Raw genomic sequence first — 4,861 nt, 5'->3', positions numbered from 1 at the left:
GAACCAGGTTGTTCGGCGCAGATGGCGTGTCTTTTTCAACTGATTTTGAATCGCTGTTGACACACAGCGCCAAGATAGACGTACTTAACGTTTCAAGTACGCTCCAGTATTGTCTAGATTACGAAGCAACGCTGGCACTGCTGTGTCGCAGCCAGGCCAGGTTCATCATCGTATCCCGCCATCCGGCCCCCGGGGGCAATCAGCCTGTGGCCTACACCATGCAAAACGTCACGACCGTCAAAGGTTTTTGCGGGCGGATCCCGGTTGTATTGCTCAGCGTCGAACGGCTGGCTCAACTGATGCGCGGCCAGGGCTATGAGATGATTGCGGACTACTACAGTAACGCCGATTCCGGCAAATACTGGAAGAACGGCAAGAAGGCGATTCCAGAAGAATTCTCCCAAATTGTCGATCACGCCCTGGTTTTTCAGAAGCAACCGGGGCCACCTGCCGGCGATGCATCTGCGACTTCCGTCGTTGCTCTATGACCGGGAATAGAACGTGCTTGTAATCATCTTCGGGCGTGCCGCCCAATTCATCCTGCTCCTTTTGGTCATGCGGGTGGCTACGACTTATTTGCCACCTAGCGAAATGGGCCGTCTCTCGCTGATCACCGCCGCCACAGCCTTTTTTGCGCTTTTCCTCGTCAACCCGATTGGTATGTTCATCAATCGGAGGTTTCACGCCTGGGATGAACTCGGCCGCGCCAAACACTACCTCAAGCTGCACTGGATCTATCTTCTTGGTGTCTGCCTGTTCGCGGCGCTGACGCTCGGCGTGCTCAACAAAATCCACGCCTTCGGCTTCCAGTTCAATACCGCGTGGCTGCTGGTGCTGGTCTGTGGCTCGCTGTTGTTCAACACGATCAACCAGACCGCAATCCCATCGCTGAACCTGCTGGAGTTGCGCGGGCGTTTTATCGTCCTCACGCTCGCAACAATCGGCGTGGGCCTGGCGAGCGCCTATGCGCTGGTCGAATCCTTCGCACCGACAGCTGAATACTGGTTGCTCGGCTTGCTGATCGGCCAGACGGTGTTCGCGATCATTGGCGTCAAGTTGTTTTTCGACAAACTCAGCCCGGAGCAGCCCGCAGACAAACTGTCGCGCTCGCACCTCAAGCTGCTGTTCGACTTCGCCTGGCCGGTTGCAATCTCGGTCGGGTTTAATTGGCTGCAGACGCAAGGCTACCGCTTTTTCGTCGCCGACTCGCTGGGCTTGGCCGCACTCGGCCTGTTTGTCGCAGGCTACGGAATCAGCGCAGGGCTGATGGCCGCGTTCGAATCGGTGCTGACAACCTACTTCCAGCCGCGTTTCTACAAGCGGGTCAGCACCAGCACGATCGAGGAACAGTCCGCCGCCTGGAATAAATATGCTGGCGCGATCCTGCCCTCGCTGATGCTCGTAACCTTTTTGTTGATCAGTCTGGCGCCGGAGTTGACGCGATTCATGGTGGGCCCGGCATACCAATCGGCATCGCAGTTCGTGATCTGGGGCGTCCTGGCAGAAGGTGCACGCGTTGTTGCTGGCGTCTACAGCATGTCGGCCCACGCCAAGATGAAGACCCGTCTGCTGCTGCTGCCGAACCTGCTCGGCGCGGTCATCTGCATCGTGCTGATCAAGTTTCTGGCGCCTGGCATGGGTGCGCATGGCGTGGGTCTGGCGCGCTCGCTGGCCGGCGTCGGCATGTTGGTCGCCATGCACTACCTGATGATCGTCGCGCTCGACATGCGGCTGCCATTGCGTATGCTGTTCAAAGGCACCGCAATGGGCGCTGGCCTGATGCTGCTTGCGACGGCCGGCCGGTGGGCCATGAACAGCCAGGGCATCATTGCGGCGGGTGTACTGATCGTTGTCACCGGGCTGGCCTTTCTGCCGATGTTCTACTGGCTGCTTTATCCATATTTGCCAAGGCACGACAAAGTTTCATGAAAATCCTCCTTGTTTGCATGTCGTATGACTATGGAGACCCGACGCGCGGTCATTCGTACGAGTACTACAATTTTTACCAGAGCCTGCTGGCGCTCGGACACGAGGTCGTGTTGTTTGACTACATGACCGAGATTCAGCACCTGGGCAAGCCAGCCATGAACCGCAAGCTGCTCGAGGTCGCGGCGGCGTCCAGGCCTGACTTCGCGATGTTCTCGCTTTACACCGATCAGTTCGAGCCGGACACGATCAAGGCGATGAAACAGCTCACATGCACACTGTGCTTTTTTCACGACGACACCTGGCGCGTCGAATTTTCCCGCTACTGGGCGCCACAGTTCGATTTCTTCACAACACCCGACGTATATGGTGAGCGGAAATACCGAGCATTGGGCCTGGAAAATGTGATCTATTTCCCGTTCGGCTGCAACAACAGCATTTACCGAAAAGCGTCTGTCGAAAAAATATACGACGTGTCGTTTGTAGGTGCCTGGCACCCCTATCGCGAATGGCTCATCAATCGCCTGCGCAGAGCGGGGTTCAATGTCAAAGTTGCCGGGTACCGCTGGCCAGGCGGCATCGTGTCGCACGAGGAGATGGTCCAGCTGTTCAATGAAAGCCGCATCAACCTGAATATGTCGAACTCGACCTCCTGGGACGCGCGTTACCTGCTGTCGTCCCCGCGCGGTCTGGTCAATCGCATCCGCTCGCCGAAGTCCGTCGAACAGATCAAGGCCCGTCATTTCGAGATTAACGGCACTGGCGGGTTTCAGCTCTCGTACTACGTTGAGGGACTGGAACGGCACTACGGTATAGGCACAGAGATCGCCATCTACCTGGACCCCGACGACCTTCAGCAAAAGGTTGCGCTTTATCTTGYAGAGACTGCACTGCGAGAAAGCATCGCCGATGCCGGTTATGCCCGGACTCTTGCGGAGCACACCTTCGGCCACCGCTTTCGACACGCGTTCGCCAGGATGGGACTCATCGATGCCTGACAATACACTGCCACTGGTCTGCATCTGCATCCCGACTTATAACGCGGAAAAAACCGTCGCAGCCACTTTGCATTCGGTGCTAAACCAGAGTTACGGGAACCTCAAAATTCACGTGGTCGACAATCATTCGACCGACAGCACGATCGCAGTTGTCGAAGGATTTTCTGACAGCCGCATCACGCTCTACCGCAACGCGGTCAATATCGGTGGCGAAGGCAATTTCAATCGTTGCATCGAACTGGCAACGGGGAAATACACCGCGATTTACCATGCGGACGATATCTACGAATCAGATATGGTCGCGTCACAGGTCGCATTTCTCGAGGCGCACCCACAAGCCGGAGCAGCGTTTACACAAGCACTGCTGATCGATGAGGACAACCGCCTCATCGGTGCGATCCAACAGCCCCCCGAATTGGCGGCCACTGGCCCGCTGCATCATTTTCCTGAGGTCTTCAGGGCGATTCTCAAGCACTCCAATTTCCTGATCTGTCCCAGCATGATGGCGCGCACCAACGTTTATCAGCAGAACATCAAGAGCTGGCGTGGGGAACTGTTCGGCCCGAGCGGCGACCTTGACGTCTGGCTCAGGATGCTGCAGCTTGGGCCCGTCGGAATACTGCCGGGAGCGACCATGCGATACCGCATCAGCAGCAGCCAGTGGTCGGCAAATGTGCGCCTTGATACGCGCCGTGCGGCTTTTTTCACAGTGATGGACTACTATCTCGCACAACCCGACGTGCGCAAGCTGGTTACCGCCGAGGATATGGTCAACTACGGACGCCTCGAACGTCGTGACCAGGTCATGCGCGCCGCCAACGCCCTGTTGCGCGGTGAACCGCAGCAGGCTCGGGAACTTTTCCCCAATGTATTTTCACCGGACGCCCTAAAGGCAGCTCTACAGACCAGACGGGGGCTCGGCGTTTTTCTGCTGGGCCTGTATCTCAAGGTCATGCTCAGTTTGCGGCTCGATGGTCTGGCCAGGACTTCGCTGGTTCATCTCAAGAGGATAAGCAAGAAGTGATTCCCGCCCCAGTGTCCGACGAAATTTACATCGACACGCCGCCTGCCTACCGGCAGGACCGGATGTTCGATTTGTCGAATCTCGCGCTCAATCGCGACGGGACATTGGTGCCCTACGCGCGCGTGCGCGAAGTGCACGCCAGTGCCGGCAGAGCCGTACGCACCGCCGACTACCTGATGTCCTTGCCGGCAAACAACGCCCCCAAGGACTACTACTCGCTCGGCGTCCTCGACAACTTCAAGATGCTGGCTGCACGTCCTGATGTACACCTTCGAGCCTTTCTGGTGCTTGAGCCACCCGTCGTCGACCCGAGCATCTACAAGGCATTACCGGAGCTGACCGCAGCTTTCGAGCGGGTCTATGTCCACAACGTGAACGGTGACGGCTATTCGCTCGCAGGTGTTGACAGCTCGCGGTTGCGCCAACTCTATTGGCCGCAGCCTCGCGAAGATGTTATGGAGCCGTACTGGTCTCGGTGTGAGCGCCTCAACCGCATCGTGGTGATCAACGGAAATCATGTGCCACGCAAAGTACCGAACGAGCTCTACAGCCGCCGCATCGAGGCGATGACCGAACTGGCGGAATCCGGTGTTGTCGATCTTTACGGCCGCGGCTGGGCCAAATTGAAGGCTCGTACGTCTCTCTGGTGGCCCTATATAAGCCGGCGCAAAACGCTGCTGTCGATTTACAAAGGCTCGTGCGAATCGAAATACGAGGTACTGAGTCAATACAACTTCTGCCTCTGTCTCGAAAACATGGCGATGCAGGGCTACGTAACCGAGAAAATTTTCGACTGCTTCTATGCGGGAACGATTCCCCTGTATTTGGGCGCTCCCGATATCAAGCAGTTGATCCCTGAGGAGGCCTATATCGATTGCCGTGAATTTTCATCATGGCAGGCCGCCTACCAGGC

At 57.1% G+C, this 4,861-nt stretch carries 5 protein-coding genes; all 5 read left to right on the top strand.

The features are described from left to right. A partial coding sequence (locus AC1DWI_RS13865) for a class I SAM-dependent methyltransferase (protein WP_477725038.1) occupies positions 1-488 on the top strand: 488 nt, incomplete at its 5' end. A 13-nt stretch (positions 489-501) separates the two neighbouring features. Beyond that, the gene (locus tag AC1DWI_RS13860; RefSeq protein WP_477668524.1) at positions 502-1,929 is read left to right on the top strand and encodes a lipopolysaccharide biosynthesis protein; all 1,428 of its coding nucleotides are present in this window, start codon (positions 502-504) and stop codon (positions 1,927-1,929) included. Continuing rightward, on the top strand, positions 1,926-2,924 hold the full coding sequence (locus AC1DWI_RS13855; RefSeq protein ID WP_477725037.1) for a CgeB family protein: 999 nt from the start codon (positions 1,926-1,928) through the stop codon (positions 2,922-2,924). Before AC1DWI_RS13860 ends, AC1DWI_RS13855 begins: the two co-directional genes overlap by 4 nt. Then, the gene (locus AC1DWI_RS13850; RefSeq protein WP_477725036.1) at positions 2,917-3,948 is read left to right on the top strand and encodes a glycosyltransferase family 2 protein; all 1,032 of its coding nucleotides are present in this window, start codon (positions 2,917-2,919) and stop codon (positions 3,946-3,948) included. Before AC1DWI_RS13855 ends, AC1DWI_RS13850 begins: the two co-directional genes overlap by 8 nt. Then, positions 3,945-4,861: glycosyltransferase family 10 domain-containing protein (locus AC1DWI_RS13845; protein WP_477725035.1), on the top strand; the 917-nt coding region annotated here is incomplete at its 3' end. The genes AC1DWI_RS13850 and AC1DWI_RS13845, both read left to right, overlap by 4 nt.

This window comes from Polaromonas sp. P3_C2 (assembly GCF_056402675.1).
The sequence above is the reverse complement of the archived record's forward strand: the minus strand, read 5'-3'. Positions and strand labels throughout refer to the sequence as shown.

Coding starts and splice junctions, on each gene's coding strand:
- AC1DWI_RS13850 (WP_477725036.1), top strand. CDS start 2,917: ATGCCTGACAATACACTGCCACTGGTCTGCATCTGCATCCCGACTTAT.